The organism is Actinosynnema sp. NPDC091369, assembly GCF_044757065.1.
Taxonomy (GTDB): domain Bacteria; phylum Actinomycetota; class Actinomycetes; order Mycobacteriales; family Pseudonocardiaceae; genus Actinosynnema.
Window position 1 is genome coordinate 1 of sequence record NZ_JBIVUG010000001.1, and the last position, 26,247, is coordinate 26,247.

21 protein-coding genes are annotated in these 26,247 nt (G+C 72.6%); 11 read left to right on the forward strand and 10 right to left on the reverse strand.

All coding sequences use genetic code 11. The annotated features are described in order from the left end of the window. Positions 1-405: 405 nt before the first annotated feature. Positions 406-4,830: an FkbM family methyltransferase gene (locus tag ACIQMJ_RS00005; protein WP_499758795.1), complete on the reverse strand. Its 4,425-nt coding sequence runs from the start codon at positions 4,828-4,830 to the stop codon at positions 406-408. A gap of 11 nt (positions 4,831-4,841) precedes the next feature. Beyond that, positions 4,842-6,185, reverse strand: coding sequence for a glutamine synthetase family protein (locus tag ACIQMJ_RS00010; RefSeq protein ID WP_499758796.1), 1,344 nt, complete (start codon positions 6,183-6,185; stop codon positions 4,842-4,844). 151 nt (positions 6,186-6,336) lie between these two features. Here ACIQMJ_RS00010 and ACIQMJ_RS00015 point away from each other — a divergent pair, with 151 nt between their 5' ends. The 3 genes from ACIQMJ_RS00015 (at position 6,337) to ACIQMJ_RS00025 (ending at position 9,198) form a co-directional block, all read left to right on the forward strand. Further along, on the forward strand, positions 6,337-6,990 hold the full coding sequence (locus ACIQMJ_RS00015) for an LppX_LprAFG lipoprotein (RefSeq protein ID WP_499758797.1): 654 nt from the start codon (positions 6,337-6,339) through the stop codon (positions 6,988-6,990). Positions 6,991-7,013: 23 nt separating this feature from the next. Further along, positions 7,014-8,525 (forward strand): MFS transporter, encoded by a 1,512-nt coding sequence (locus ACIQMJ_RS00020; RefSeq protein ID WP_499758798.1) that lies wholly within the window; start codon positions 7,014-7,016, stop codon positions 8,523-8,525. Between the two features lie 70 nt (positions 8,526-8,595). After that, positions 8,596-9,198, forward strand: coding sequence for an HdeD family acid-resistance protein (locus tag ACIQMJ_RS00025; protein ID WP_499758799.1), 603 nt, complete (start codon positions 8,596-8,598; stop codon positions 9,196-9,198). 9 nt (positions 9,199-9,207) lie between these two features. On the opposite strand, the gene ACIQMJ_RS00030 is transcribed toward ACIQMJ_RS00025, so the two are convergent. Continuing rightward, positions 9,208-10,923, reverse strand: coding sequence for an NAD+ synthase (locus tag ACIQMJ_RS00030; RefSeq protein WP_499758800.1), 1,716 nt, complete (start codon positions 10,921-10,923; stop codon positions 9,208-9,210). Positions 10,924-11,008: 85 nt separating this feature from the next. Here ACIQMJ_RS00030 and ACIQMJ_RS00035 point away from each other — a divergent pair, with 85 nt between their 5' ends. Then, positions 11,009-12,559 carry an alpha/beta hydrolase gene (locus ACIQMJ_RS00035; RefSeq protein WP_499760217.1) on the forward strand — a complete coding sequence of 517 codons (1,551 nt, stop codon included), beginning with the start codon at positions 11,009-11,011 and terminating at the stop codon, positions 12,557-12,559. Positions 12,560-12,575: 16 nt separating this feature from the next. On the opposite strand, the gene ACIQMJ_RS00040 is transcribed toward ACIQMJ_RS00035, so the two are convergent. The 3 genes from ACIQMJ_RS00040 to ACIQMJ_RS00050 all read right to left on the reverse strand — a co-directional run bounded on the left by ACIQMJ_RS00040 (position 12,576) and on the right by ACIQMJ_RS00050 (position 13,824). Beyond that, positions 12,576-13,226 carry a hypothetical protein gene (locus ACIQMJ_RS00040; RefSeq protein WP_499758801.1) on the reverse strand — a complete coding sequence of 217 codons (651 nt, stop codon included), beginning with the start codon at positions 13,224-13,226 and terminating at the stop codon, positions 12,576-12,578. Between the two features lie 30 nt (positions 13,227-13,256). Continuing rightward, the gene (locus ACIQMJ_RS00045) at positions 13,257-13,538 is read right to left on the reverse strand and encodes a DUF4287 domain-containing protein (protein WP_499758802.1); all 282 of its coding nucleotides are present in this window, start codon (positions 13,536-13,538) and stop codon (positions 13,257-13,259) included. 73 nt (positions 13,539-13,611) lie between these two features. Next, the gene (locus ACIQMJ_RS00050) at positions 13,612-13,824 is read right to left on the reverse strand and encodes a hypothetical protein (protein WP_141978980.1); all 213 of its coding nucleotides are present in this window, start codon (positions 13,822-13,824) and stop codon (positions 13,612-13,614) included. Positions 13,825-13,930: 106 nt separating this feature from the next. Here ACIQMJ_RS00050 and ACIQMJ_RS00055 point away from each other — a divergent pair, with 106 nt between their 5' ends. Next, positions 13,931-14,761, forward strand: a complete 831-nt coding sequence (locus ACIQMJ_RS00055; protein ID WP_499758803.1) for a helix-turn-helix domain-containing protein — start codon at positions 13,931-13,933, stop codon at positions 14,759-14,761. Beyond that, positions 14,758-14,934 carry a DUF397 domain-containing protein gene (locus ACIQMJ_RS00060; protein WP_499758804.1) on the forward strand — a complete coding sequence of 59 codons (177 nt, stop codon included), beginning with the start codon at positions 14,758-14,760 and terminating at the stop codon, positions 14,932-14,934. The genes ACIQMJ_RS00055 and ACIQMJ_RS00060 overlap by 4 nt, the downstream gene beginning before the upstream one ends. Here the strand turns inward: ACIQMJ_RS00060 and ACIQMJ_RS00065 are convergent. Further along, positions 14,873-15,718 (reverse strand): helix-turn-helix transcriptional regulator, encoded by an 846-nt coding sequence (locus tag ACIQMJ_RS00065; protein ID WP_499758805.1) that lies wholly within the window; start codon positions 15,716-15,718, stop codon positions 14,873-14,875. The two genes, ACIQMJ_RS00060 and ACIQMJ_RS00065, sit on opposite strands and share 62 nt — an antisense overlap. 120 nt (positions 15,719-15,838) lie before the next feature. On the opposite strand from ACIQMJ_RS00065, the gene ACIQMJ_RS00070 reads away from it, so the two are divergent. Further along, positions 15,839-16,588, forward strand: coding sequence for an SDR family oxidoreductase (locus tag ACIQMJ_RS00070; RefSeq protein WP_499758806.1), 750 nt, complete (start codon positions 15,839-15,841; stop codon positions 16,586-16,588). A 36-nt stretch (positions 16,589-16,624) separates the two neighbouring features. Here the strand turns inward: ACIQMJ_RS00070 and ACIQMJ_RS00075 are convergent, their stop codons facing one another. Continuing rightward, positions 16,625-17,440, reverse strand: coding sequence for a TetR/AcrR family transcriptional regulator C-terminal domain-containing protein (locus tag ACIQMJ_RS00075; protein WP_499760218.1), 816 nt, complete (start codon positions 17,438-17,440; stop codon positions 16,625-16,627). A 57-nt stretch (positions 17,441-17,497) separates the two neighbouring features. On the opposite strand from ACIQMJ_RS00075, the gene ACIQMJ_RS00080 reads away from it, so the two are divergent. Beyond that, positions 17,498-19,183 (forward strand): right-handed parallel beta-helix repeat-containing protein, encoded by a 1,686-nt coding sequence (locus ACIQMJ_RS00080; protein ID WP_499758807.1) that lies wholly within the window; start codon positions 17,498-17,500, stop codon positions 19,181-19,183. On the opposite strand, the gene lysX is transcribed toward ACIQMJ_RS00080, so the two are convergent. Beyond that, complete coding sequence (gene lysX, locus ACIQMJ_RS00085; protein ID WP_499758808.1) at positions 19,167-22,427, reverse strand: bifunctional lysylphosphatidylglycerol synthetase/lysine--tRNA ligase LysX; 3,261 nt, start codon at positions 22,425-22,427, stop codon at positions 19,167-19,169. The two genes, ACIQMJ_RS00080 and lysX, sit on opposite strands and share 17 nt — an antisense overlap. 32 nt (positions 22,428-22,459) lie before the next feature. Here lysX and ACIQMJ_RS00090 point away from each other — a divergent pair, with 32 nt between their 5' ends. Further along, positions 22,460-23,266, forward strand: coding sequence for an alpha/beta fold hydrolase (locus tag ACIQMJ_RS00090; protein WP_499758809.1), 807 nt, complete (start codon positions 22,460-22,462; stop codon positions 23,264-23,266). On the opposite strand, the gene ACIQMJ_RS00095 is transcribed toward ACIQMJ_RS00090, so the two are convergent. Beyond that, positions 23,244-23,609 (reverse strand): VOC family protein, encoded by a 366-nt coding sequence (locus tag ACIQMJ_RS00095; protein ID WP_499758810.1) that lies wholly within the window; start codon positions 23,607-23,609, stop codon positions 23,244-23,246. The two genes, ACIQMJ_RS00090 and ACIQMJ_RS00095, sit on opposite strands and share 23 nt — an antisense overlap. A 124-nt stretch (positions 23,610-23,733) precedes the next feature. On the opposite strand from ACIQMJ_RS00095, the gene panB reads away from it, so the two are divergent. Next, a complete protein-coding gene (gene panB, locus ACIQMJ_RS00100; protein WP_499758811.1) occupies positions 23,734-24,588 on the forward strand; it encodes a 3-methyl-2-oxobutanoate hydroxymethyltransferase in 855 nt (284 codons plus the stop codon). A 404-nt stretch (positions 24,589-24,992) separates the two neighbouring features. Then, positions 24,993-26,246 carry a YcaO-like family protein gene (locus ACIQMJ_RS00105; RefSeq protein ID WP_499758812.1) on the forward strand — a complete coding sequence of 418 codons (1,254 nt, stop codon included), beginning with the start codon at positions 24,993-24,995 and terminating at the stop codon, positions 26,244-26,246. Position 26,247 lies beyond the last annotated feature (1 nt).

Sequence of the window (26,247 nt, forward strand, 5' to 3'; positions counted from 1 at the left end):
TGTCAGTTGTCCAGTAACAATCTCAAAGGAAACCTCTTGACGAGGTTCATAAATTTACTGGCTATTCGGCACGCTGTTGAGTTCTCAAAGAACACGCGCTCACCATCTTGTCCCGCGTCTTACCGCGGTTCATTCCGGGGCTTTGTGTTTCGTTCTGGCTGAAGCTTAGCTCGTTCGTTTTCGCGGTGTCAAATCGGCCGGTTTCGGCTTCTCGGCTCCGCGACAAACTCGCTTCGCATTCAATTTGTATCAGTTTCCAGAGCGGAGGCAGCACGCTGTGCTGCTTATTCGTTTCTGGGAGCTTGACGCCGCAGTAGTCTACTCGGCCCGATTCGCGGTGTCAACCGCTCGTTCCGAGGTTCTTGCTGGCGACTCGGTAAAAGTTACTCATGACCTTCGCCGGTGTCAAATCGCCTGGTCAGCGGCCTGCCGACGTGGTACGGCGACCTGCGGGCCGGGGCCCTTGGGCGCGACGGGACGCGGGCACAGCCACAGGGAGATGGTCCGCATGCCCTCCATCGCGGTCACGATCTGCTCCGGCGTGGCGGGCTCGCGGGTCGCCACCGGCACCAGGTCGTAGCCCCAGATGCGGAACTCCTTCAGGACCGTGACCGGATCGTCGCCGAAACCCTCCGTCGCCGAGGCGGAGAACTCCAGGAACACGTGCGGGCGATCCCGGCGGAGCAGGCGCACGAGTCCGGCCAACGCGCGGTGACCGCGGCCGGGGGCGTCCACCCGGACGACGGACAGCTTCCGGCCCTGCAACGACGGCACGGCCTCCAGCTCCTTGTCGAGCCTGGCGGCACGCACGCGGGGCACGTCCTCCCCCGCGCCCTCCGGCAGCGGTGCGACCGACACCCCGCCGGTCAACGACGGTTGGGTGGCCAGCTCGCCGGTGCTCTCCCACGCGGCGGCGTCGACCAGGACGAGCTGCTGCGCCACCCGTTCGGGCAGGTTCACGTCGACGTTGTGCCGCAGCAGCGCCCGCGCGGACGGGCACGGCTCGACCGCGACCACCGCGCCGCCCGTGCCGAACCGGCTGAGCATCCGCACGGTCTGGTACCCGACGTAGGCGCCGACGTCGAGGAAGATGCCGTCCGGCTCGACCACCGAGTCGATCAGCTCCGACAGGTCGGTCTCCCACACCCCGTTGCTCGACAGCATCGGGAGCATGAGCGCGTCGTCCGACGGCAGGCGCAGCAGGCCCACGTCGGTCAGCACGAGGGAACTGCGCGGCACGACCTCGCTGTGCCGCTCGTGCTCGCGCACCACGACGCGGCGCAGGGCGTCGGCGGTCTGCTGGGACTGGTTGGCGGCGCGCAGCCCGGCGTCGAGCCTGGCGTCGCGCTCGCGGAACGCGTCCACGACCTTGGCCTCGAGCGAGTCGATCCGGTCGAGGGTGCGTTCGAGGGCGACGGCGAGCTTGTCGATGCGCTGGGCCAGGGCGTCACCCTGCTTGGCGCGCTTGGCGGCTTCGCCGACGACGGCGTCCTCGATCTCGCGCAGCCGTCGTCCCTGGCCGGCCATGTCGGCGCGGACCCGGACGACGCCGTCGTCGATGCCGACGAGCTGGTCGGCGAGGTGGCCTTGGTGCTCGGCGTGCTGCTCCAGCTCGGCGCGCAGCACCTCCAGCTCGCCGAGGCCGACGCCGGTGGAGATGTCGTCCTGGCGGCGGACCAGCTCGGAGACCGTGCGCTCGACCCCGTCGACCAGGGACGTGAGCACGTCGCGCATGTGGTTGTCGTAGTGGTCGAGGACGCGCAGGACGACCTTGCGCAGTTGCGGTGCCATGGGCGTGCGGCTGGCCGTGCCGACGTCGGGTTGGCGCAGCAGGGCGTGCTTGGCCGAGTGCAGCGCCTTGAGCGGGTCGACGGTCGGCGCGGGCTTGGCGCGGCGGGCGCGCCAGCCGCGGTAGGCGTGCTCGACGCGTTCGCGGAGGACTTCGCCGATCTTGGCGACGTCGCGGGTGGCGCGGAGGTGGTCGCGACCCTTGATGCCGATCGCGACGGCCGTGGGCAGGTCGTCGGCGAGGGCGCGCATGAGCTTGGCGGCGGCTTGGACGTCGGGTTCGACGCCCTGGCGGCACGGCACGAAGATCGCTGCGGCCTTGTCGAACAGCTCGGCGACCGCGCCGTGGTCGGAGGTCAGGATCGGTGTGGCGCGGGCGGCGTGCCCGGCGAGGGTGTGCGCGATCCGGTCGCACGCGCCGCCGCGGTGCAGGTGGACGAGGCAGTCGACGGGGCCGAGGGTGTCGACCAGCTCGATGCGCGGGTCGGCGGCGGTGGCCAGGCGCAGGCGCTCGGCGGCCTCGGGGTGCGCGTCGGCGTGGGTGACCTCGATGCGCAGCGTCACGTCGTTGCGGTCGGGGAAGGCGGAGAGGAACGCGGAGACCGCGCCCAGCACGTTGCCCGCGCGGTCGACGGCGTGGTCGGCGAGGGCACCGAAGATCACGCTTTCGTGTGACTCGCGGGGCTGGTCTTCGGCTCGGGGGACGGGCAGCGGGAGGACGCGGACGGTCGGGCCGCCCTGGCGTTCGAGGGTGGCGCGGGTCGTCTCGGAGGGGACCCACAGCTCGGCGGCGTCGGTCGGCTGCTCGTCGTCGAGGAGGTAGTCGACCACGAAGCGGCTGTCGGGGACCCGTTCGGTGGTGCCTCCGACGCGGATGACGACCGGGTAGCCGGCGGTGGTGGAGGTGGGGAGGCCGGACGCGCGTGCGGCGGCGTGGACGAGGTCGGCGATCGGGCCGGTGCCGAGGACGGAGACGCCGAGCTGGTCGTGCAGGACGGTGGCTTCGGCGCGGGGGCGGGGCACGGCCTCGACCGGCAACCGGCCCGCCGCGACGCCGACGCTCGCGCACCAGTCGCGGAACGCCGGGGCGTCCGCGCCGAACGGGTCGGGGAACTGGGTGCGGAGGGCGGGGTCGGAGCGCCAGAGGGCGGCGGCCCAGCGCGTGCTGCCGGGGAGGTCGGGTGCCGGTTCGCTGGCCCAGGCCACGAACCCCGCTCCGCCGTCGGGGCCGAAGGCGGGGGGTGGGGTGGTGCGGGCCGGGGACGCGGCGGGGCGGGCGGGCGCGGGGGGCGCGGGCTGCGCGCCTACCGGCTGGGCCTGCGCTGACGCGGGAGAGGGTACGGCCGGGGCTGGGGTGGGCGCGGCGGAATCGGACTCGGTCGCGGCGGGCGAGGGCCCGGTGGCCGTGGGCCCGGCGGTGACGGCGGGCGCGGCGGTACCGGGCGCAGTCGCGGCGGTGGCGGGCACCGCGGAGACGGCGGCCGGCTCGGCGGTCGCGGCAGCACCGGAGGTCGGCTCGGCCTGGTGGGGCGCGGCGGAATCGGACTCGGTGGTATCGAGGCCGGTCTCGGCGGTGGCGGGCACCGCGGGAGCGGAGGCCGGCTCGGCAGTGGCGGAATCGGGCCCGGTGGCGGCGGGCTCGGTGGTACCGAGGCCAGTCGCGGCGGAGGTCGGCTCGGCAGTGGCGGCGGCACCGGAGGCCGGCTCAGTCTGGCCGGACGCGGCGGGGATTGGCGCGGGTGAAGGGCCGGGCTCGACGCTGGGCTGCTCGACCGGGGACGGCTCGGCGGAGGACGGCTCGGCGCTGGACTGCTCGGGGAGGGCGGCGGGCTCGGCGGTCTCGGTGCTGGGGACACGAGAGCCGTTGATCCGGGGGGTGGTGGCGCGGGTGGAGTCGGCGCTGGGGGTGTCGGTGGTGCTCGGCTTGGCCTGTCCCGGCGCGGGTGTCGGTTGGGACGGGTCCGCGGCCGGTTCCGGGGCGGCGTCGGGTTCGGTGGCCGGTGTGGGGGTCCAGCCTTCGGGGCTGAAGGCGGAGCCCGGGTGGGAGCGGGCGGCGTCGCGGTAGGCCGTGCGGAGCGCGTCCGGGATCTGGGTGCCGTCGGGGAGTTGACCGAAGCCGTAGCGGACCCGTTGGGGTGAGTGGCCCTTGCGGACCAGTTCCGCCCGGTAGGTCGTGCACAGTTCGGCCAGCAGCGGGTGTTCGGAGAGCAGGACGCGGGGACGGTCGGTGAAGTCGGCGGACAGCAGCCACGGGCGGTGGGGGTCGAAGCCCGCGAAGTGGACCGTGCGGATCGGTTCGCCGAGCGTGGTCAGCGTGCCGTCGGGGCGGCGGTGCAGGTCGCGCTGGGCGGCGTTCCACACCGACAGGCCGACCGTGGCGTCACGCAGCACGTGCAGGTTGACCAGGGCCGGCGCCATGTCGAGGACGGCCTTGGTGGCGTCCGGGGTGCGGCGCAGCTGGTCGGCCAGCGAGCGCAGGAACGGCTCGGCGCCCGGTGCGACCAGCAGGAAACCCGGGTCGAACACGCCTGTTTCGAGCAGCTCGGTGGGCGTGGGGCGCAGGCCGTCGTCCGGCAGCGGGCGCAGCGCCCTGGGCAGCAGCACGAGCGGACCGCGGCGGACGGCGGACTCGACCACGTCGGTCAGCGGGGTCAGCACCTGCACCCACGGGTCCAGGTACAGCACCGGCACGCCCTGGCCCAGCAGCTGCTCCAGCAGCTTGGGCCGCAGCGCGCCGCACAGCTGCGCGGCGGTGCAGCCGGTCGCCAGCTCCGCCAGCTCCTCCCGGCTCATGCCCAGGTCGGCGGGGGTGACCAGGCCCGGGCCGGAGTGCTCCGGCAGGGCGTCGACCACCAGCGCCAGGAACCTGGCCTGCGGGTGGTTGGCCAGGAACGAGCTGGACAGCACCTTCACCGCGGGCAGTTCGGCGGCGGTCGCCACCGTGCAGGCGATGAACGTGGGACGGGATTCCGAACGCGCGGGCACCTCGGTCACGGTCTGCAAACCTAGCTTCTCCGAGTGCCCGGTGTGCACCACCCGCACGGGCGTCTCCCTCACAGGACGGGCAACAGGTTGCGCAGCTCGTACGGCGTCACGCTGCGGCGGTACCCGTCCCACTCGGCCCGCTTGTTGCGCAGGAAGAAGTCGTACACGTGCTCGCCCAGCGCTTCGGGCAGCAGTTCGGAGTTCTCCATCTCGGTCAACGCCTCGCCGAGGTTCTGCGGCAGGTTGTCGTAGCCGGCGGCGCGCCGCTCGCGGTCGGTCAACGACCACACGTCGTCCTCGGCGGGCGGCGGCAGCTCGTAGCCCTTCTCGATGCCCTTGAGCCCGGCTGCCAGGATCACCGCGTACGCCAGGTACGGGTTGCAGGCGGAGTCGAGCGAGCGGATCTCCACCCGGCGCGACGACGACTTGCCCGGCGAGTACATCGGCACGCGCACCAGCGCGGACCGGTTCGCGTGGCCCCAGCACACCGCCGTCGGCGCTTCGCCGCCCACGATCAGGCGCTTGTAGGAGTTCACCCACTGGTTGGTCACACCGGAGATCTCACGGGCGTGCTTCAACAGGCCGGCGACGAACATCTTGCCGGTGTCGGACAGCTGGTACGGGTCCTCGGCGTCGTAGAACGCGTTGCGGTCGCCCTCGAACAGGCTGACGTGCGTGTGCATGCCGCTGCCGGGCTGGTCGGTGAACGGCTTCGGCATGAACGAGGCGCGCACGCCCTGCGTGATCGCGACCTCCTTGATCACGTACCGGAACGTCATCACGTTGTCGGCCATGGTCAGCGCGTCGGCGTAGCGCAGGTCGATCTCCTGCTGGCCGGGCGCGCCCTCGTGGTGGCTGAACTCGACCGAGATGCCCATCGCCTCCAGCGCCTCGATGGCGTGGCGGCGGAAGTGGGTCGCGGTCTCGTGGCTGGTCTGGTCGAAGAAACCGCCGTTGTCGGCCGGGACGGGCTCGCTCCCGTCGTCCGGCAGGCCCTTGAGCAGGAAGAACTCCATCTCGGGGTGCACGTAGCAGGTGAAGCCCGCTTCGCTGGCCTTGGCCAGGGCGCGGCGCAGCACGTGCCTCGGGTCGGCCCACGACGGCGAACCGTCCGGCATGGCGATGTCGCAGAACATCCGCGCCGAGTAGTGGCTCTTGTCCGGCGTCTGCCACGGCAGCACCTGGAACGTCGACGGGTCCGGCTTGGCCACCATGTCCGACTCGTACACGCGGGCGAAGCCCTCGATGGCCGAGCCGTCGAAGCCGATGCCCTCGCTGAAGGCGCCTTCGAGCTCCGCGGGTGCGATCGCCACCGACTTGAGGAATCCCAGGACGTCGGTGAACCAGAGCCGGACGAACCGGATGTCGCGTTCCTCGAGGGTGCGGAGCACGAACTCCTGCTGGCGGTTCATGACACGAAGCCTAGGTAAGGGCGGCCGGCGGCGCGTTGCCGACTCGGCGGAACGTGCTGGGCCGTTCGCCTCGCCGAGGACAACGCCCAGGTCACGGGCTTGCCGTGGCGTTCGGCCGTGCTGTCGGGTGACTGGATCTACGATGCACCCCATGCTCTCTCGTCGCGCCCTGATCGGGTCGCTCGTGCTCGCACTCGTGGCGGGCTGCACGTCGTCCGGCGGTGGCGGCGGTTCGCTGCCCGACGGGCCGGGCCTGCTGGCCAAGGCGTCCGCCGGGATGAAGTCGGTGACCAGCACGCACTTCACCATCAAGGTGGACGGCGAGCTGCCGGGCGTGACGGTGAAGGACGCCGAGGGCGACCTGAACGCCGAGGGCCAGTCGCAGGGCCGGGCGAAGGTCGAGCAGTTCGGCCAGCTCATCGAGGTCGAGTACGTGCTGGTCGAGCAGGACCTGTACTTCAAGGGCCCGACCGGCGGGTTCACCAAGCTGCCCGCGGCGCTGGCGGGCCAGGTGTACGACCCGACCGCGATCCTGGACCCGGACAAGGGCGTGGCCAGGGTGCTGGCCGACGCGCGGGACGCCAAGACCGTGTCGGACGACGGCGGTGTCGCGGTGGTCGAGGCGACCGTGCCGCGGGACGTGGTCGCCGGGCTGGTGCCGGGCATCGACGCCGACGTGGCCTCGCAGTTCTCGCTGAAGGACGAGCGGCTGCAGAAGGCGCTGTTCACCCTGCCGAGCGGGGCGAAGGTGACGATCGAGCTGTCCGACTTCAACAAGCCCGTCACCGTTTCGCCGCCCGCGTGAGCGCTGCCGTGGACGGTTCGGCGATGAGCGGGGTCAAGGCGCGGCGGCTGGCGATCGGGGCGGGCGCGGCGGCGGTGCTGCTGGGCGCGCTGGACGCGTACGTGGTCGTCGGCGTGCTCGTGGACATGGTGCGCGACCTGGGCATCCCGGTGAACCACCTGGAACGCGCCACGCCCGTGGTGACCGGGTACCTGCTCGGCTACGTGGCCGGGATGCCGCTGCTGGGGCAGCTGTCGGACCGGTTCGGGCGGCGGCTGGTGCTGCACCTGTGCCTGGTCGGGTTCGCGGTGGGCTCGGCGGTGACCGCGCTGGCGGGCGACCTGCCGCTGCTGGTGGCCGGGCGGGTGGTGCAGGGCCTGGCCGGTGGCGCGCTGCTGCCGGTGACGATGGCGCTGGTCGCGGACCTGTGGGCGGCGGAACGGCGCGCGTCGGCGTTGGGCGTGGTGGGCGCGGCGCAGGAGTTGGGCAGCGTGCTGGGCACGCTGTACGGCGTCGGGCTGGCGTCGTTGTTCAACGCCTGGTCGTTCTTCGAGTCGGTGGAGCCGCAGAGCTGGCGGTGGGTGTTCTGGGTGAACCTGCCGCTGGCGGCGGTGGCGATGGTGGTCGTGCAGCTGACCGTGCCGCGGTCGGCCCGGTCGTCGGTGCGGATCGACTTCGTCGGCGGCGGGCTGCTGGCGCTGGCGCTGTCGTTGCTGGTGGTGGCTCTCTACAACCCCGATCCGTCGCGGTCGGTGCTGCCGTCGTGGGGGTGGCCGGCGCTGGGCGCGTCGGTGGTGGTGTTCGCCGGGTTCGTGCTGTGGGAGCGGCGGTCGCCGGTGCGGCTGCTCGACCCGGCCGGGGTGGCGATGGGGCCGTTCCTGGCGTCGCTGGGCGTGTCGTTGGCGACCGGTGCGGCGCTGATGGTGACGTTGGTGGACGTGGAGCTGTTCGCGCAGACCGTGCTGGGGCGCGACTCGGGCGCCGCGGCGGCGATGCTGGCGCGGTTCCTGATCGCGTTGCCGGTGGGCGCGCTCGTCGGCGGCTGGGTGGCGGCGCGCACCCGGTCGGGTGACCGGTGGGTGTCGTTCGCGGGGCTGGTGATCGCGGGCGCGGCCTACGCGCTGATCGCGCAGTGGCCCGCTTCGGTGACGTCGTTCGTGGTGGGGCGGGACCTGGCGGTGGCCGGGTTCGGGTTGGGCCTGGTGATCGCGCCGGTGTCGGCGGCGGTGCTGCGGGTCGTGCCGGCCGACCAGCACGGTGTCGCGTCGGCCGCGGTGGTGGTGGCGCGGATGACCGGGATGCTGGTCGGGGTGGCCGGGTTGTCGGCCTGGGGGCTGCACCGGTTCCGGGAGCTGACGGCGGACCTGGACACGCCGCTGCCGTTCGGCGTGTCGCCGGAGGAGTTCGCCGAGAAGGCGGCGGCCTACCGGGAGGCGCTGACGGCGGCGTTGCTGACCGAGTACCACGAGATCTTCTGGATCACGGCGGTGATCTGCGGCATCGGCGCGGTGGTGTCGCTGCTGCTGCCGCGCGCCGGTTCCGGGCCGGCGGCCTGACCCCGGCGAGAACCACTCGGACGAGTGAACCGGCCCTGCGCGGGCGGGTGGGCCGACGGACCATGGCCGCATGACACATCCCGATGCGAACACCGCTGGTCAGGCCGGGCGCGGCGACGCGGAGGCCGGCCGCGGGCGAACGTTGTGGATCACGTTCGGGGTGATCACCCTGGCGATCGGCGTGGCCGTGCTGCTGTGGCCGGGGCTCACGCTGGTGACGGCGGCCGTGCTGTTCGGCCTGGAGATGCTGATCACCGGCGTCTTCTGGCTGGTCGGCTCGTTCACCGGGGGCGAGCCGGGGCGGCAGCGCTGGCTGATGGCGGTGGCCGGGCTGCTGGCGCTCGTCGCGGGCATCCTGTGCCTGCGCGCGCCGTTCCAGACGATCGCGGTGCTGGCGCTGCTGCTCGGCGTGACCTGGGTTGTCGGCGGGGTGGCCGAGGTGTTCCACGGGTTCGGCAGGAGCGGGTGGGCCGTGTTCTCCGGCGCGATCACCGCGCTCGGCGGGGTCGTGGTGCTGGTCTGGCCGGTGGCGAGCCTGATCGCGCTGGTCTGGCTGCTCGCCGTGGTGCTGATCGTGTTCGGGGCGATGGCCGTCGCGGGCGGGGTCGGCGCGAACCGCAAGCCGCGCACCCGGACGGCGGCCGCGCCCACCGGGACGACGGCCACCGCCTGACGAGCGTGCTCAGCCCTCGCGCCAGCCGCTGGTGATGGGCAGCCTGCGGTCGCGGCCGAAAGCCTTGAACGTGATCTTGGTGCCGGGCGGGTACTGGCGGCGCTTGTACTCGGCCTTGTCGACCATGCGCAGCACCTTGTCGACCAGCTCGTGCGTGAAGCCCATCGCGATCAGGTCGCGGTAGCCCTTGTCGCCCTCCACGTAGTCGTCCAGCACCGAGTCCAGCAGCTCGTAGTCGGGCAGCGAGTCGGTGTCGACCTGGCCGGGGCGCAGCTCGGCCGACGGCGGCTTGGTGATCGAGTTCTCCGGGATCGGCGGCAGCTCGCCCAGCTTCTCGGCCTCGGCGTTGCGCCACCGCGCCAGGTCCCACACCAGCGTCTTGAGCACGTCCTTGATCGGCGCGAACCCGCCGACCGCGTCGCCGTAGATGGTCGAGTAGCCCACGGCCAGCTCGGTCTTGTTGCCGGTGGCCAACACCAGGTGGCCGTGCTGGTTCGACAGCCCCATCAGCGTGACGCCGCGGCAGCGCGCCTGGACGTTCTCCTCGGCGAGCCCGGTCAGCCCGAGCTGGTCGACGAACACGCGGACCATGTCCGCGATCGGCTGCTCCGAGTAGTGGCAGCCGGTGCGCTGGGCCAGGTCGTAGGCGTCGGACTTGGAGTGGTCCGACGAGTACACCGACGGCATCGACACGCCGTAGACGTGGTCCGGGCCCAGGGCGTCCACCGACAGCGCGGCCACCACCGCCGAGTCGATGCCGCCCGACAACCCGAGCACGACCGACCGGAAGCCGTTCTTGTGCACGTAGTCGCGCAGGCCGGTGACGAGCGCGTGCCACACCTCCGCCTCGTCGGACAGCGGCTCGGCGGACTGCGGCACGGGCAGCGGCTCGTAGGCCGGCAGCGGGTCGTGGGTCAGGGTGCGGCGGTTGACGGTGAACCCGCCGTACGCGCCCTCGGTGCGCGGCGCGCCGCCGGGCAGGTCGAGGTCCAGCACGACCAGGTGCTCCACGAACTGCGGCGCGCGCGTGATCAGCGACCCGTCCGCGCCGACCACCATCGTGTCGCCGTCGAACACCAGCTCGTCCTGGCCGCCGATCAGGTTCACGTACGCCAGCGGCGCGCCCGCCTCGACCGCGCGCCGCGCGACCAGCGGCAGCCGGGCGTCGTCCTTCTTGCGCTCGTACGGCGACGCGTTCGGCGAGACCACCAGGTCCACGCCCGCCTCGCCGAGCGCGGCGATCGGCCCGCCGTCCTGCCACAGGTCCTCGCAGATCACCATGCCGACCTCGACGCCGTGCACGCGCACGACGTCCAGCGCGTCGCCGGGGGTGAAGTAGCGGCGCTCGTCGAACACGCCGTAGTTCGGCAGGTGGTGCTTGTGCTGGCGGGCGACGACCCGGCCCCGGAAGAGCACGGCGGCGGCGTTGCGCATGCCGCGTTCGTCGCGGTCGAGGTAGCCGACGAACACGGCCAGCTCACCGCAGCCCTCGTCGTCCAGGCGGGACGCCAGCGCGGTCAGCGCCTCCTTGGACGCCTCCGCGAACGACACGCGCAGCGCCAGGTCCTCGACCGGGTAGCCGGTCAGCGCCATCTCGGGGAAGACCGCGAGGTGGGCGCCCGCCTCCACGGCCTTGCGGGACCACTCGACGACGAGTTCGGTGTTGCCCGCCAGGTCGCCGACACAGGCGTTGACCTGGGCGAGGGCGAGTCGGAGCTGTGGCATGGGGGCATTCTCGCTCACCCGGAGCGACCTTGGCGGCCGTTGTGTCCCACGAGTCACACCTACGATCGAGGACGTGCGCCGTCCGATGATGCTGTTCCTCGTCCTGCCGATCCTCGCCTCGTGCACGAGCGTGCTGTCCGGGTCGCCCACCGCCGGGACGGCGCTGGAGCGGAGAGGGCCGGCCGGGGCGGTGCCCGCCGGGCTGGAGCGGTTCTACGGCCAGCAGCTCGGCTGGGAGGACTGCGCGCCCTACGCCACGACCGGGACCACGACGACGCTGTTCAAGAACAAGAAGTCGATCGAGTGCGCCCGGCTCGAAGTGCCCCTCGACTACAGCCGGCCCGACGGTCGGACCATCAGGATCGGGCTGCTCAGGCAGGCCGCGAGCGGCGACCGGATCGGGTCGCTCATCATCAACCCGGGTGGTCCGGGCGCGTCCGGCATGGCCGCGGCGGCGGGCATGGGCACGCAGGTCAAGTCGACACCGGTGGGTGAGCGGTTCGACCTGATCGGGTTCGACCCGCGCGGCATCGGGGCGAGCGAACCGCAGGTCAAGTGCCTGACCGACGCCGAGCGGGACGCCGACCGGCTGGACAACGACATCGACACGTCCCCGGCGGGCCTGGCGCAGACCGAGGCGGAGAACAAGGCGTACGCCGACAAGTGCGCCTCGGCGACCGGGGTCGACGTGCTGGCCAACGTGGGCACCCGGGACGTCGTGCGCGACCTGGACGTCATGCGGTCCGCGCTCGGCGACGAGAAGTTGACCTACCTGGGCTACTCGTACGGCACGCACATCGGCGCGGCCTACGCGCAGGCGTTCCCGGGCAACGTGCGGGCGCTCGTGCTCGACGGCGCGGTGGACCCGACGCAGAACCAGGTCGAGTCGCTGATCGCGCAGGGCGCGGGGTTCCAGAAGGCGTTCGACGCGTTCGCCGCGTGGTGCGCCAAGCGCCAGGACTGCGCGCTGGGCACCGACCCGGCGAAGGCGAACCAGGCGTTCCGCGACCTGACGCTGCCGCTGGTGCAGCGGCCGGTGGCGGTCGGCGAGCGGAAGCTGTCGTACAACGACGCGATCACCGGCGCCATCCAGGCCATGTACTCGGAGGAGCTGTGGGCACCGCTCAACACCGGGTTGACCGAGCTGAAGAACAACCGCGGTGACGTGCTGATGCTGCTGGCCGACAACTACTTCGACCGGGACAAGGAGGGCCGGTACTCCACGATCACCGACGCGTTCGTGGCGGTGAAGTGCGTGGACGAGCCGCGCGTGACGGACAAGAACGTGCTGAACGACGTGGCGCGGCGGTACAAGGCGGCCGCGCCGTTCCTGGACGACGGCCAGCCGCCGGGCGCGGCGCTGGACGCGTGCGCGTTCTGGCCCGTGCCGCCGAGCGTGCAGGAGCACAAGCCGGTGTCCGGCCTGCCCCCGGTGCTGGTCATCTCGACCACCGGCGACCCGGCCACGCCGTACGAGGCCGGGGTCAGCCTGGCCAAGGAGCTCGGTGGCGGGCTGCTGACGTTCGAGGGCAACCAGCACACCGTCTACTTCCACGGCAACGAGTGCGTGGACGAGGCCGGGCACACCTACCTGGTCGAGCTGAAGCTGCCGCCGGAGGGCACGCGCTGCTCCTAGCCCCGGGTCGCGGGGCTCAGGGTGCCACCGGCGCGGCGGTGACGATCTCGGCGTCCGGGTCGTGGTCGAGCACGGTCGTGCCGGCCACGACCACCGTCGCCCTCCGCCACGGCTGTTCGCGGAGCAGCAGCGGCACCTCCTCGGCCAGCCAGTCGGCGAGGAGCTGCCTGCGGGCGGGGGAATCGCCGTCGCGGGCCGTCATGCGGCGTTCCTGCTCGTCCAGGTCGCCCTGCACCCACATCGAGGCGTCGATCCACGGGGACAGCTCCTCGCGGAGGATGCCGGTGCCCTCGACCCACACGACGCCGACCCCGGCGGCGACGCGGATCGCGCCGGGCCTGCCGCGCTCGACCCAGGCCGGCGGTCGGAACTCCACCGCCTCGCCCCGGTGCAGGGGCCGCAGGACGTTGTCGACCACGAGGTCCACCCAGTCGAAGAACGCGTGGTGCCAGGCGATGTCGTCGGTGTGCACGACCCCGGAACCGGGGACGGCCTTCCGCAGCCGTTCGACGAGGGTGGACTTGCCGGCACCGCCGCGTCCGTCGATCGCGACGATGACGGGGCGTCCGGTGACGTCGCCCGCCGCCTCGCGCAGTCGTCGGGCGACGTCGGACAGCGCTTCGACGCGCCACCCCGTGGCCTGGACCTCGCCGGGATTGAGTCGCAACGCGGGCCTTCCTCGTTGATCGGGGTCGGGTCAGCGGTTGGCGAGGCCGTCCACGCGCAGGGTCGTGGAGTCGTCCCGGTGCGCGCCGGTGGTGCCGAGGTGCTTGTCGCTGATCGCGGTGCCGTTCTTGAGCACGTGGTAGAGCGCCATGCCGTGACCTCGACCCAGGCCGTAGTCGTCCTTCAGCCACTGGAGGACGACTCCCGCCTTGGTGGTCGCGTCGTACCCCCGCGCGCCCGCTTCGGTCAGCAGCTCGGCCGGCGTCTTGCCGGTCTTGCGCTCGATGGTGTCGAGGTACGCCTGGAAGGACATGGCCGGCTCCCGTTCGTCGGTGTGCGACCAGCCTATGACAACTTGTTCTGTCTTGACAAGTTTTATTGTCGGGTCAGATCCAGAGCAGCTCCGAGCCCTTGAACAGGTGCAGGCAGCTCTCCGGACCTTGCAGGCTCATCCGCAGGCTGCCGTCCTCCGACACGACCTGCGCGCCGTCCTCGAACTCCAGCCCCCACGCCGCCACGTGCAGCTCCGGAACCCGCTCCACCACGGCGAACAGGCGCGGAGCCTCCTCCGCCACCAACTCACGCTCTTCACCAGTCATAAGCGAGACGTTAAACCTGAGCGGTTAGGTTGGATAGTCGCCTGACCGGGTGACGTAAAGGCCGCGCGGGCTCGGGCAGACTGGCGGTGATCAAGCGAGGAGACCCATGACCACCAGCGGTCAGAGCCCGATCGACTACCGCGCACGGCTCGCCGAACGCCTGAAGGAACTCATGCGGCGCAGCGGCAGGGACCGGGCGGACATCATGCGGACCTTGGGCTGCTCGGTGTCGAAGGTGGGCACGATCCTGCGCGGTGACACATCGGTGCCGCCGCTGGAACTGGCCGCCCTGCTCGACCTGTTCGGGGTCGAGGGTGAGGAGCGGGCCGACCTCCTGCACCTGGGCGAGGAAGCTCGGCGGCGCAGGCCGAAGACGCCGTGGGGCGCGGCGATCCCGGATCGGCTGCGGAAGTTCTTCAACACCGAGGAGACCGCGCGGAAGATCGAGTCCTACCGACCGGACCTGCTGCACGGGTTGGTGCAGACCGAGTCCTACGCGCGGGCGGTGATCCGGACCAACTCGGCGCTGCGTCCCGACGAGGTCGACCGGCTGGTCCAGGCCCGGATGGCCCGACAGGCTCGGATGACCGGCCCGAACCCGCCGGAGTTCACCATGGTGATCACGCAAGCCGTGTTGCGCGCGCCGGTCGGGTCGCCGGAAATCCGGTTCGAGCAGTTGAGGCGGCTCAAGGAGCTGTCGGCGTTGCCGCACGTGACGATCCGGGTCATCCCGGACGAAGTCGGCCTGACGAGCGCGCTCTACTTCCCGTTCTCGATCCTAACGCCGAGCGGCGACCGGCTCAAGACCGTGTACGTGGAGACGTTGACCGACGGACTGCTGGTGGACGAGGAGAGTCGGATTTCCCACTACGAAGCCGTTTTCCAGGAACTGGAGGCGGTTTCGGTGACGGACATGCTTGATAGCGTTGAGGCATGACTTGGCGGAAGAGCAGCTACAGCGGCAACAGCGGCGGTGAGTGCGTCGAGGTGCGAGCGAGCTTGGACGCCGTGCGGGACTCGAAGAACGCCGAGGGGCCAGTGCTGGAGGTCAAGCCTGCTGCTCTGAAGGCGTTCCTGAAGGCACTGCGGACCAGCTCGCGAGGAGCTTGAGGCGTTCCTCGGTGGGTGAGCCCACGCGAGCGGTGTAGACGGCCAGCACCACGTCCGGGTCGCCGGACGGTCGCAGGGTCTCGTAGTCGAGGTCCAGGTCGCCGACCACCTGGTGGTGGATGAGCTTGATGCCGTGGGTCTTCTCCAGCACCTTGTGCTGCGCCCACAGCTTGCGGAACGTCTCGTCCTTCACCGACAGCTCCCCCACCAGCGCGGCCAGTCGCGCGTCGTCCGGGTACCGGCCCGCGTCGAGCCTGAGGAACGCCACCATGTCGGCGGCGACGGAGGGCCAGTCGCGGTAGAAGGTGCGGGCCTCGGGCCACAGGAACGTCTGCCTGGCGCAGTTGCGCTCCTCCGGCGGCAGCTCGCCGAAGCCGTACAGGGCGTCGGCGAGCGGGTTGTAGGCCAGGATGTCGGCGCGCCGGCCCATCGCGAAGGCGGGCACGTCGTCCATCATGTCCAGCAACCGGAGCAGACCCGGTCGGACGCGTTGCGGCGCGGGGCGCTTGACCGGCGCGGGGCGGACGAGGTTGCGCAGGTGGGCGCGTTCGGTCTCGTCCAGGCGCAGCACGCGGGCCACGGCGTCGAGCACCGCGTCCGAGACGGCGGGCGTGCGGCCCTGCTCCAGTCGCATGTAGTAGTCCACGCTGACGCCCGCCAGCATCGCCAGCTCCTCGCGGCGCAGGCCCGGGACGCGGCGCCGACCTCCACCGGGCAGGCCGACGTCGTCCGGGCGCACGCGAGCCCGGCGGCTGCGGAGGAATTCGCCGAGGTCGTGGTTCACCCACCCAGTATGGCCGCGCCGCACCCGCTGAGCCTGGGTACTGCCAGACCTAGGGTGCGCCGTCCCACAGGTGGAGCAGCACCTCATGTCCGCGCCCCGACCGGGGTCAGTGTTGTTGCCATGACCTACGACCTGAACAACCGCACTGCCGTTGTCACCGGTGCCGCGAGCGGCATCGGGGCCGAGATCGCGCTCGTCCTCGCCCGGTCCGGGGCGAAGGTCGCGCTGCTGGCCCGCCGCGCGGACCGGCTCACCGAGCTGGCCGAGAAGATCGCCGCCGAGGGCGGGCAGGCGCTCGCCGTCGCCGCCGACGTGACCGGCGACCTCACCGAGGCGGTGGAGACCGTCCACACCGCCTTCGGGCGGGTCGACCTGGTGGTGAACAACGCGGGCGTGATGCTCGCCAACCCGATCACCGACGGCCGGGACGACGAGTGGCACCGGATGATCGACACCAACCTCAAGGGCCTGCTGAACGTGACCAAGGCGTTCACCGCCGACCTGGTCGAGGCGGGCGCGACCGGCACCGCCGACCTGGTGAACATCTCGTCCATCGGCGCGCACCTGACGTTCCCGAACTACGCGGTCTACACCGCGACCAAGGCCGCCGTCACGCACCTGTCGGCGAACCTGCGCACGGAGCTGGGGCCGCAGGGCGTGCGGGTGACGAACGTCGAGCCCGGTCTCGTGCACAGCGAGCTGGCGAGCCACATCGACAACCCGGACGTGTCGGCGCACCTGGCGCAGTGGCGGGAGGAGATGCCGCCCCTGAACCCGGCGGACATCGGTGACGTGGTCGGGTTCGCCACCAGCCGGCCGAAGAACGTGAACCTGCGGCAGCTCGTGGTGCTGCCGACCGTGCAGGTGTGACGGAGGTGAGCCGCCCACCCCGCCCGGGTGGGCGGCTCACGTCGACCGGCGGGTGCGGTAGGCGCGTTGCTGGCACGCCCGCGAGCAGTACGCGCGAGGCCGGCCGGAGGCGGGTTGCACCACCGGAGTGCCACACACCTTGCATGTTTCATCACGCTTTACATCACGCTTCTGGATGAGCAGGTCGATGCTGTCCAGCAGCCGCGACAGGCCGAACTCGAACGGGTCGACCGGCTGGTCGAAGCCGCCCGCCTCCCAGAGCCGGGTCAGCACCGGGTAGCGGTCGAAGCGGGCGAACAGCGCGCCCCGCTCGCCCCACCACTGCTCGTCGCTCACGCCGGTGCCGCGCTCCACCCGTGCCGCCTCGACCAGCGCGGACGCCTCGGCGTCCACGAACCGGCCGAGCAGCGCCACCGCCGCGACCACCTCGGCCGGCGGGAGGCCGGTGCCCGCGACGATGCCCAGCGCGTGCTCGTAGTGGGCCAGCGCGTTGGGTCCCGGCACGTGCCGACCCCGCGCCTCGGCCAGCCACGGGTGACGTTTCCGCAGCTCCCAGGCGTACCGGGCGAACGCCTCCAGCTCCGCGCGCCACCCACCGCCCGTCAACGGCGGCGGGTCGCCGAGCACGGCGTCGCGCATCAGGTCGACCAGGTGCTCCCGGCCGGGCACGTGCCGGTACAGGGACATGGTGGTGAAGCCGAGCCGTTCGGCGACCTTGCGCATCGACAGCCCGGCCAGACTCTCGGCGTCGGCCACCTCGACCGCGGCACCCACGACCGCCTCCAGGCTCAGCCCCGGCCGCCCGTCCCACAGCAGCTCGACCGAGCGGTCGGGATCGCCCGCTTTCCCCATCACGCCTCCATGGTATACCTGTTGTGGTTTACGCCATAAACACCTTGGGGGCTGTTCATGACCGACTTCCACGTCTCCCCGGCCGGGGACGACTCCGCCGCGGGCACCGCCGACCGCCCGTTCCGCACACTGGAGCACGCCCGACGCGCGGCCCGTGCGGCGGCCGGCCACGTCACCGTGCACCTCCGGGCGGGCACGCACGTCCTCACCGAGCCGTTCGAGCTGACCGAGGACGATTCCCACGTCGTCTACCAGGCGTTCGGCTTCGGCACCGACGCCCGGGAGGAAGCCGTGATCAGCGGCGGCCGGGAAATCACCGGGCAGCGGGACCCGGACGGCGGGTGGCGGGCCGAAGTCGGCGACCTCGTCACGCGGCACCTCGTGGTGAACGGGCGGCGGGTCGAACGCGCCGGCGTGGCCGGCCTGCCCGGCACCGTGCGCCGCACCGAGACCGGTTACGCCACGGACACCGCGCTGGACTGGCGGAGCCCGGCGGGCGTCGAGTTCGTGCACCGGGGCGTCTACCCGTGGAGCGAAGCGCGCACGGCCGTCGCGTCCGCCGGCCCGGACGGCGTGATCACGATGGCGCAGCCCGCGTTCGACTGGGCCCGTGAGGTCTACGACTCCGAGTGGGACGGCCACCGCTCGACCGGCCTGCCCGCGCCGACCCGGGTCGAGAACGACCCGGCGTTCCTGACCCCCGGCACGTTCGCCCTGGACCGGGAGCGGCACGTCCTGCACTACCTCCCCCGCCCGGACGAGGGCGAACCGCACGTCGTCGCCCCCGTGCTGGAGGTGCTGGTGCGGGCCACCGGCACCCGGGACGTGGCGTTCCGGGGCCTGACGTTCGCCGACACCACGTGGCTGCGCCCCGTCAGCGACCGGGGGTTCCTGCACTACCACGCCAACGGCTACCACGACGGCGGCGCGATCGGGCGGGTCGACGTGGCCGAGGGCGCGTGGCTGACCGTGCCCGAGGAGCCGGCGCAGATCCCCGCCGCCGTGCGGCTGGACGGGACGACCGGCGTGCGGTTCGAGGGCTGCCGGTTCACCCGGCTGGGCGCCACCGCGCTCGGCGCGACCGGTGGCGCGGACCTCGTCGTGCGCGGCTGCGACTTCGACACCCTCGCCGCGTCCGCCATCGCCGTCACCGGCACGAGCAAGGCGCTGGTCGAGGACAACCTCGTCGGGCACGTCGGGCTGGACCACTCCGGCTCGGCCGGCATCGCGTTCCTGGACACCGAGGACGGCGTGATCACGCACAACCACGTGCACGACGTGCCGCACAACGGGATCGTCGCCGGACCGTCGCGCGGCGGCACCCGCATCACGCACAACCTGGTCACCGCGACCATGGGCGTGCTGGCCGACGGCGGCGGCGTCTACCTGTCCGGCCCGCAGGGCGACTCACCCGCCAACGGGGCCGTGATCAGCGGGAACGTCATCGAGGACACGCGCACGCCGTACAACTTCGGCCTCTACACCGACTACGGGGCCACCTGGGTGGAGGTCGAGGGGAACGTGGTCACCCGCGCCGACAACACCGCCGTCCTGCTCGTCCACCCGCCGCTGCGGCACGTCGCCTACCGCGGCAACTTCTTCGACGCCGACCCGGTCGGCAGCGACGCCGTGCCGGACGGCGTCACGTACGAGGGCAACACCACCATCTCCGACCCGGCCGGGTTCGACGCCGCCACCGCCGCCGTCCGGGCGCGGGCCGGCCTGCTCACGACACGGGCCTGACGAACGGGAACAGCACGGTCTGCCGGATCGACGTGCCGGTGAGCATCATCAGCACCCGGTCCACGCCCACGCCGAGCCCGCCGGTGGGCGGCATGCCGTGCTCCAAGGCGTCGAGGAAGTCCTCGTCCAGCTCCATCGCCTCGACGTCGCCGCTGGCCGCCTGCAACGACTGCGCCTCCAGCCGGCGGCGCTGCTCCAGCGGGTCGGTCAGCTCCGAGTAGGCCGTGCCGATCTCCGCCCCGAACGCCACCAGGTCCCAGCGCTCGGCCAGGCGGGGATCGGCGCGGTGCTGCCGGGTCAGCGGTGACACCGAGGTCGGGAAGTCGGTGTAGAAGGTGGGTTCGACGGTGTTCGGCTCCACCAGCTCGTCGTAAGCCTCCTGCACCAGCGCGCCGTGGTCGGCGTCGTCGTTCAGCTCGATGCCGTGCCCCGCCAGCAACGACCGCAGCTCCGCCGGCGGCGTGTCGGGGGTCACGGTCGCGCCCAGCGCGGCGGACACGGCCGTGTGCACCGGGACGACCGGCCACTCCCCCGAGATGTCGACCTCCAGGCCGTCGCGGACGGCGACCGGGCGGCCGTGCGCGGCCACGGCGGCGTGCTGCACGAGTTCCCGCACGAGGTGCAGCATCGTCGTGTAGTCGGCGTAGGACTGGTAGACCTCCAGCATGGTGAACTCGGGGTTGTGGGAAGCGTCCGCGCCCTCGTTGCGGAAGTTGCGGTTCAGCTCGAACACCCGGTCGACGCCCGCCACGCACAGCCGCTTCAGGTACAGCTCGGGCGCGATGCGCAGGTACATGCGCATGTCGTAGGCGTTGATGTGGGTGACGAACGGCCGGGCGTTCGCGCCGCCGTGCACGGCCTGGAGCATCGGCGTCTCGACTTCGAGGAAGCCGCGGTCGTGCAGGAAGTCGCGGATGCCGCGCACCACGTCGCTGCGCAGCCGCAGCATCCGCGCCGAGTCGTCGTTCACCACCAGGTCCAGGTACCGCCGGCGGACCCGGGCCTCCGGGTCGGACATGCCCTTGCGCCGGTCCGGCAGCGGGTGCAGGCACTTCGCGGTCACCGTCCACGAGTCGGCGAGCACCGACAGCTCGCCCCGCCTGGACCGGACCACCTCGCCGCGCACGCCCACGTGGTCGCCGAGGTCCACGCCCGCCTTCCACGCGGTCAGGTCCACCCGCGCGGCGTCCAGCATGAGCTGGAGCTCGCCGGTGAAGTCGCGGACCCGGGCGAAGCACAGGCCGCCGAGCTCGCGCAGCGCCACGACCCGGCCGGTGACCGACACGGTCTCCCCGAACCGCTCCCGGGCCTGCGCCAGCGTGTGGTCGCGCGGGTAGTTCACCGGGTACGGGTCGATGCCGTCGGCGCGCAGCCGGTCCAGCTTGGCGATGCGCACCCGCACCTGCTCCGGGCGGCGGAGCCGTCGGGGTTCGACCTTGATCGCGTCGATCTCGGCCACGGCGGCGGCGAAGCTCGTGCCGGCCGTCTCGTAGCGCAGCGCACGCGACGAACCGCGCTTGAACAGCGACCGCAGGCTCGGCACGAACCCCTCGGCGACACCGGCCGCGACGCTCACCCGGGGCAGGTGGCGGGTCCGGGTGAAGCACAGGTAGCGGGGCAGCCACTCCGGGCCGTACTTGGCGTTGGACCGGTACAGCGACTCCAGCTGGAGGAACCGGGACACGAACCCGAGCACCGCCCGCCACGTGCGCAGCACCGGGCCCGCGCCGATCCGCGCGCCCTCCTCGAACACCGCCCGGAACATGGCGAAGTTCAACGACACCCGCTGCACGCCCAGCCGCGCGGCGGCGGCCACCAACTCGGCCACCATGAACTCGTTCAGGCCGTTCTCCGCGGCGCGGTCGCGGCGCATCAGGTCCAGCGACAGCCCGCGCCTGCCCCACGGCACGAACGACAGCAGGCCGCGCAGCTCGCCGTGCTCGTCGTAGACCTCGACCATCACGCACCGGCCGTCGGTCGGGTCGCCCAGCCTGCCCAGCGCCATCGAGAAGCCGCGCTCGGTCGCCGCGCCCCGCCACCGCTGCGCCAGGTCGAGGATCGAGGCCAGCTCGTCGGCCGGGATCTCGGCGTGCCGCCGCACGCGGGCGGTGTACCCGGCGCGCTCCACCCGGCTCACCGCCTGCCGCACGGCCTTGCGCTCCGGGCCGGTCAGGGTGAACTCGCGCACGTCCAGCACGGCCTCGTCGCCGATCTCCAGCGCCTTCAGCCCCGCCGCCGCGTACACGTGCGCGCCGCGCTCGCTCGCGCCCAGCACGCCCGGCAGCCAGCCGTACCGCCGAGCCTCGGCCAGCCACGCCTGCACCGCCTGCGGCCACGCCTCCTCGTCACCGATGGGGTCGCCGCTGGCCAGCGCCGTGCCGGCGAGCACCCGGTAGGTGAGCGCGGCCCGGCCGTTCGGGGCGAACACCACGCTCTTGTCGCGGCGGGTGGCGAAGTAGCCCAGCGAGTCCGGCTCGCCGTGCGCGGCCAGCAGCCGCCGCACGGCCAGCTCGTCGGCGTCGTCCAGCACCCGGCTGGAGCGCTCGCCGCGGAAGAACACGTACAGCGCGCCGATCACGACCAGCATGCCGCCGAACCCGAGCAGCACGCTCAGCCACTCCGGGCCCTGGCCACCCCGCCGCTGGGGCAGCACCTCGCCGGTGACCTGGTTCGCCGCCCACACCAGCTTCGGCCACGTGCCGTGCAGGTGGCCCGGGAACACCTCGGCCAGACCCCAGCCCACCAGGCACAACGCCACGATCCCGGTGCCGAAGACCACCAGCGCCTGCCGCCACGCGCCCGGCGCCAGCTTCGCCGGGAACGCGTCCCGGATCACCAGCAGCAGAGCGATGAGGGCGGCCGAGACGATGACGAACCCGCTCACCTCGACCGCCACCCCGACCGGGTCGGCGAGCTCGTCGCTGCCCAGGAACGGCGCCGGGTCGACCCAGTACAGGACCAGGTAGAGCAGCACCGACGCCAGGTTGAGCACCTCGAACAGCAGCAACGTCCACAGGGCCGACCGCTTGCGCCTGCGCAGCGCCGCGCCGAGCACGACCAGCACCAGGGCGATGAACAGGTTCGCCTCGACGGGTAGGCCGAGGAGGTAGGAGACCGCGAAAATGCCCTCGGCGAGGTCGGACCCCTCGTCGATCAGGAACAACAGCAGCGACGCCACGGCCGCCGCCTGGACCACCGTGGCGACCACCCCCGCCGTCCGCCACTTCCACCTGGCCACCGCCACGACACGCTCCAAGGGGACTCGGGTTGCCCACCATGATCGCCTCACTCGCCGGTCGGGTGCACGTGCGCGCGTCCGGGCGTGTCGACGGACCCGCGGTGGTGCTCAGCTCGGCGCTGGGCGGCGCGTGGTTCGACTGGGACGCGGTGGTGGCGTTGCTGCCCGACGCGCACGTGCTGGTGTTCGACCGGCCGGGCACCGGGTGGTCCGAGCCCGCGACGGCGCCCGCGACGCTGGCCCGCGAGGTCGCCGTGCTGGACGCGGTGCTGGCCGGGCGGCCGGCGGCGGTGCTGGTGGGGCACTCGATGGCGTCGCTGCACGTCGAGGCGTGGGCCCGGCTGCGGCCGGAGCGGGTGCGCGGGCTGGTGCTGGTCGACCCGGACCCGGAGGTGCCCGGCGCGGGCCGGCCGTCCGACCTGGCCGCGGCCGCGGCGCGGTGGGTGCTGCGGACCGGGCTGGACCCCGTCGTGGCCGCTCAGGGGCTGCGGCTGCGCCGGTGGGCCGTGCGCGGGTCGACGCTCGGGCGGCGCGACCCGGCGTCACCGGCGGCGCTGCGGTCGGTGTACGGGCGGCCGTCGGTGACGCGGGCCGTGCTGGACGAGCTGGCGTCGTACCCGGCGCAGGTGGGCGCGGTGGAGCGGCTGCGGGCGTTCCGGCCGCTGCCCGACGTGCCGCTGACCGTGCTCACGCCCGGCCGGCGGGAGAGCGCCGCGCACCGGGCGCTGGCCGCGATGAGCCCGACCGGGCGCACCGTGCTGGTGCCGGGCAGCCGCCACATGGTGCCGGTGGACCGCCCCGACGCCGTGGCGCTGGCCGTGCTCACGGCGCTACGCGGCTCCTGAGCAGGCAGAACTCGTTGCCCTCCGGATCTTGCAGGACGTACCAGCTCACGTCGTCGCCCTGGCCGACGTCGGCGTGCCGCGCGCCGAGGGCGAGCAGGCGGGCCAGCTCGGCCTCCTGGTCGCGGTCGGTCGCGTTGACGTCGACGTGCAGCCGCAGCTCCTGCGCCTTCGGCTCGGCGGCGGCGTTCAGCACGATCGTGGGGAACTCGCCCTCGCGGCCGATCTCGACGCCGCCGTCGTCGTCGCGGCTCAGCACCCGGAAGCCGAGCACCTCGCACCAGAACCGCGCGAGCTCTTCCGGATCGGTGCAGTCCAGGACCAGTTCCGTGATGCGGCAAGCCATGCCGTGTGAAGCTACTCGCACTCCGCGCCACTACCCCCGGGTCGGTGTCACGCTGGGCGGGTAACCGTGCAACAAGGCCCGGGGACCCGCGACGGAGCAGGCCCCGAGGGAAGGACGGTCGACGATGACCTCGTCAGAGGTAACCGCGCCCTACGGGAACGGGGCGGGCAGCGCCCCCACCGGCAAGAAGGTGCGCATCCACCACCTGCGGGAGATGAAGGAACGCGGCGAGCCGTGGCCCATGCTCACCGCCTACGACATGTACACCGCCGAGCTGTTCGACGAGGCCGGCATCCCGGTGCTGCTGGTCGGCGACTCCGCGTCCAACAACGTCTACGGCTACGACACGTCGCTGCCGGTGACCGTGGACGAGCTGATCCCGCTGGTCCGGGGCGTGACGCGGTCGGTGAAGCGGTCGCTGGTCGTGGCCGACCTGCCGTTCGGCTCCTACCAGGTGTCGGTCGAGCAGGCCGTGGCGACGGCCGTGCGGTTCATGAAGGAAGGCCGCGCGCACGCGGTGAAGCTCGAAGGCGGGAAGCACTTCGCACCGCACATCGAGGCCATCGTGCGGGCGGGCATCCCGGTCATGGCGCACATCGGGTTCACCCCGCAGAGCGAGCACCAGCTCGGCGGCTACCGGGTGCAGGGGCGCAACGACGCCTTCGACTCGGTGGTCGAGGACGCGCACGCCGTCGAGGCCGCGGGCGCGTTCGCCGTGGTGCTGGAGATGGTGACCAGCGAGGTCGCCAAGCAGATCACGCACGACCTGGCGATCCCGACCGTCGGCATCGGCGCCGGTCCGGACACCGACGCGCAGGTGCTGGTCTGGCAGGACATGATGGGCCTGCGCCGCGGGCGCGCGCCGCGGTTCGTGAAGCGGTACGCCGACGTGGCGGGCGTGATGAAGTCGGCGGCGGAGAAGTTCGCGGCCGAGGTGAAGGGCCACCAGTTCCCCGGCCCGGAGCACACCTTCCACTGACCGAATCGATCGTGCGGCGCCGCGCCGGCCCACTCGGGTCGGCGCGGCGTTCTCGTTCCGGTGAAGCACGGGGGGGCGGTTGTCGCCCGATGGGGTCGAAGTCGTCGGTCCGGGCGGTTCACGGGTAGCCCTGCGCGGGGTGGGAGCGGCCCGTGCTCCCCAGGCCACCACGAACGGAGATCCGCCATGGGTTTCACCGATGTGTTCAGCGATGACGACGAGGACCGGGTGTCCCTGACGAACGAGGAGCAGCAGGAGCTGGCCGAGTTCGAGGACGAGACGCCGCAGGTCCCGCGGTAGTCCCCACCCGGCCGGCGGGTGGGGGTCTTGGTGAGGTGCCCCCCACCCGCGCACCGGCCGCTGCCACTGCCGCTGTCGTCGCCCTCGTCGTCGGAGGAACAGCCATGTCGCAAGTCCTGTTCGGCACCGGGGCCGGGCACGCGCAGTCCGGTGAACGGGCGGTGGACCTGGGCCGGGCCTGGTCGCACGGGTGCGCCGCGGTCGCCGAACTCGGGCTGACCGCCCACCTGACGCCCGTGCCCGCCGACGACCCCGGCGCGTGGCGGTGCGTCCTGCGGCGCGACGACCGGCCCGTCCTCGGCGGTGACGGCTCCGGCAAGGGCCCCACCGAGGCGGCGCGGGTCGGCGCGGTGTTCGAGGCGCTGGAGCACCACCTCAGCCGGACCCTGCCCCCGCACCACGTCCACGTGGTCGGCGCGCACGAGGCCGCCGCCGGCCTGGCCGACGACGCCGCGCTCGCGCTGCTCGCCGCCGGACCCGACCGGCCGCTGGCCTGCCTGACCTACCGGGACCTGCTCGACGACGCCGAACGCCCGCTGCCGGTGTTCCTGTCCTCGCCCGACCACGTCGCGAACGACCACGCCGACGCGCGGGCCGCCCTCGGCGACACCTACGACTACGCGGCCGCCCGCCGCTACTCGCTCAACAGCGGCTGGGCCGCGGGTACCACGCCCGTCGAGGCCGCCGTCCACGCGATCAACGAGATCATCGAGCGCGACGCGATGTCGCTGCTGCTGATCTCGCGGTTCCTGGCCCGCCGGCCCGCGCCGCTGCGCGTCGTCCGCCCCGCGACCCTGCCCGACGACCTCGCCGCGCTGCACCGGCGTGCCGCGGACCTGCTCGGCCGGCCCGTGCACCTGGTGGACATGACCACCGACCTCGGCGTGCCCGCCTACTGGGCGCACACCCCCGCGCCGGCGGGCCGACCCGCGCGCGTGCGCGGGTGCGGGGCGTCGCTGTCGGCCCGGTACGCGGCCGAACGCGCGTTGACCGAGCTGATCCAGATCCACAGCATCGCCACCCACGAGACCGACCCGCGCGCCGGGCGCGTCCCGCGCACCACCGACTACCCGGCGCTGCACCGCTGCTACCTGGCCGACCTGACCGCCGCCGGCGCGGTCCGGCCCGTCGCGTTCGCCGACACCGACGCGCCCGCCACCCCGTCGGACCACCTCGACACCCTGCTGCGCCACCTGGACCGGGCCGGGTACCGGGCCTACTGCCGGCCGCGGCACGTCACCGAGCACCTGGCCGTGCTCAACGTGTGCGTGCCGGGGTTGGAGCGCTTCATGCTCGTCACCGACGGGGTGCCCGTGCTGCCCGGTCGACGCGGGCGGGACCACCGCACCCGCCGTTGAT